3 protein-coding genes are annotated in these 2,343 nt (G+C 52.2%); all 3 read left to right on the forward strand.

All coding sequences use genetic code 11. The annotated features are described in order from the left end of the window. The first annotated feature begins 420 nt into the window (after positions 1-420). On the forward strand, positions 421-1,455 hold the full coding sequence (locus tag RMSM_RS19520) for a hypothetical protein (protein ID WP_144057786.1): 1,035 nt from the start codon (positions 421-423) through the stop codon (positions 1,453-1,455). 201 nt (positions 1,456-1,656) lie between these two features. Next, entirely contained in the window at positions 1,657-1,881 is a 225-nt protein-coding gene (locus tag RMSM_RS19525) for a hypothetical protein (RefSeq protein ID WP_008700006.1), read from the forward strand. A 6-nt stretch (positions 1,882-1,887) separates the two neighbouring features. Then, positions 1,888-2,343: recombinase family protein (locus RMSM_RS19530; RefSeq protein ID WP_008700008.1), on the forward strand; the 456-nt coding region annotated here is incomplete at its 3' end.

Here is a 2,343-nt window from a genome sequence, read left to right on the forward strand (position 1 = left end):
ATCTTGACGGCACTCCTGCCGGTCTTATCGGAACATTGGGGTCCCAGACTGGCTTCTTATCGGAACATTTATCGGAACAACGCTTCTTCGAGACGATCTCGCTCGCCCGAAGAAGACGCAGAAACGACGTGAATTCCAATAAAAATAGCCACTTCCCGCGTTGCGGCAAGTGGCTAAATAGCGGAGGACACGGGACTCTCCGATTGAGGTGACGCAAACCGTTGTGAGTCAAGCACTTTTGTGCGTAAAGCTCGATTGAGTAATGGCTTGCGTCTCTCAGTTTGTTATCACCTGTTGTCACGTGTACTCACCCGTAGTCATGGTTCTTGGCACAGTGTGCCAAGCTTAAAATCAAATTGCTAATGGAGAATACGATGCCACTGTCGATTGAAGAAAGCTCGGAAGCTGTAGGATGTTCTGTTGGCGAAGATGGTAACGATAGGCTTAAGGACAGCACGACCGGTCGGCTCACCATTGGCGACGACGACCATTGATCTTGACGAACATGTAAGGCTCGAACTTCGCTCGCGTGAATTGTTCCTCGCTGAGCATACGCTAACTCAGTATTGGGTCGATAAGCGTACTTTGGTTGCTCGCAACGGGACGTTCGGAAAGAATTTCCAGCCCATTCTCGATCACTTCAACCACCAGGCTCATCAGCTTGCTGGGGAAAACAGAGAAGCTATGGAGACACATCTCTTGGCGACCTTGTGGCCGGAGGTCCGGTACGACGCCGCACAATTGATTTTCCCCGATGCTAGTCTGAAAAGGAGATCGGCCGGGTATCAGAAAGAGCTTCTCGAACAACTTGATCAGATGCTTCGCACGTCGCGAGACGAACGATCGACGCTGTTTGAATTTCACGAACAAAGTCGCAACGCCGTTGGATTTCCGGTGCTTTCCTCAGAAGAAGAGTCTCTCTACCGCGGTTGGGCAGTAGAACTGTTTGAAGGACTTGAAGACGTTTGGCGCCATGACTTGGCCGAGGCGGTCTCAGACCTAAAGGAGCGTTGGGCAGTTTGGAGGAAGCGTTTCGGCCGCCGGAGTAACAGCCACTTGCAGAAAACGGTGTTGAATGTGCTGTCGTTTGAAAGCAAAGCAGCGTTTCACCAGTGCTATTCCACTGCATGGACCACCGTCCTCACTCGCTTAGCGAGTGAGGCGGTTCACCCTGAGTTATTCGCGAACTTCCACGGTCTTTGGCACTTGGATCAGAGGGTGCCCATTCCAGGTAACCGCCAGGAACTTCACCTTTTGCATGGGCTCGTTCTCGGACTCCATCCAGCTTTCAGTCTGCTCATCTCAACACCGACTGGCCGAGAACTGATTGGTGACGCCGTCGCGGAAACCAATGACATCGCGGCACAAGAGCGGTTTTTCAACGCAGCTTTGGTCTCGATCTACCAGTACGAGGAAGAACGAGCGACTTACAACTCTTCCAGACGCAAGGTTTAGCCCGGTTTCTCGGTTGGGCGAATCTTAATTTTCATTAGCCGTGTCATTCAATGTCACGGCTTTTTCTTTGCCCTGATTGCTTCTCGCCTAACTTGTGATGGCGAGCGGTGATCCCACATACAGACCAAGCGCGCAAGTGCCTAGTAGCGGTACGGCGTGTTGCCGTCCGGCTAGGCGTCTGCGTGTTTCTAGGAGCACAAGATGCAAAGCCAAACACCCCAAGCGACCAATTCAGACGACAGCAGCTACGAACAATCAACTCACGCGGCACTCATCGCGTCTGGTTGCACCGCCATTCCCACGGACTGGCCGCCAGACCGATTAGAGCCGCTGCTGGACGAGGTTCATCGCTTGCGTCGCCAACGATTGGTCCAGTTTCTTGCTCTGGCAATTGCGAAGAATTTCGCTGCCGAGCACATGGAGTAAAGACCTATGTTAAGACGTCAGTTTGATCTAACCAAGCTATTGACCGTTGTTCTCTACCTTCGGATGAGCGACGACAAACAGAATCCGTTAAGCCCTGAGCAACAGGAGAAGATGATTCGCTCACGGATCAAGCGATCCGGCCTAAACGTCAGAATCGTCAAAGTCTACCGTGATGACGGTTTGACGGGCCGCATGACGCGGAACCGAAAAGGGTTTCTGCAAATGCTCAACGACATCAGAACGGGGCAGATCCGAATCGATGCGATCCTGGTCGATACCAAGGAACGGTTTGGCCGCATGAATGAACTTGATGAGGTGCAAGCCCGGCTCGAACACGAGAATAAAGTTTTGATCCTCACTGCGGATAAGAACTTCTCTGACCCTACGAGCTCAACCGGTCGCGTAATGACCATGTTCGAGAATTATCGGGCGACAGTCGATTCGGAGATCAAGGCACACAGG

Origin of the sequence: Rhodopirellula maiorica SM1 (assembly GCF_000346295.1) — a bacterium.
GTDB lineage: Bacteria > Planctomycetota > Planctomycetia > Pirellulales > Pirellulaceae > Novipirellula > Novipirellula maiorica.

What these genes read in the sequence shown, in the direction of transcription:
- RMSM_RS19525 (WP_008700006.1), top strand. Translation starts at nt 1,657, where the DNA reads ATGCAAAGCCAAACACCCCAAGCGACCAATTCAGACGACAGCAGCTAC.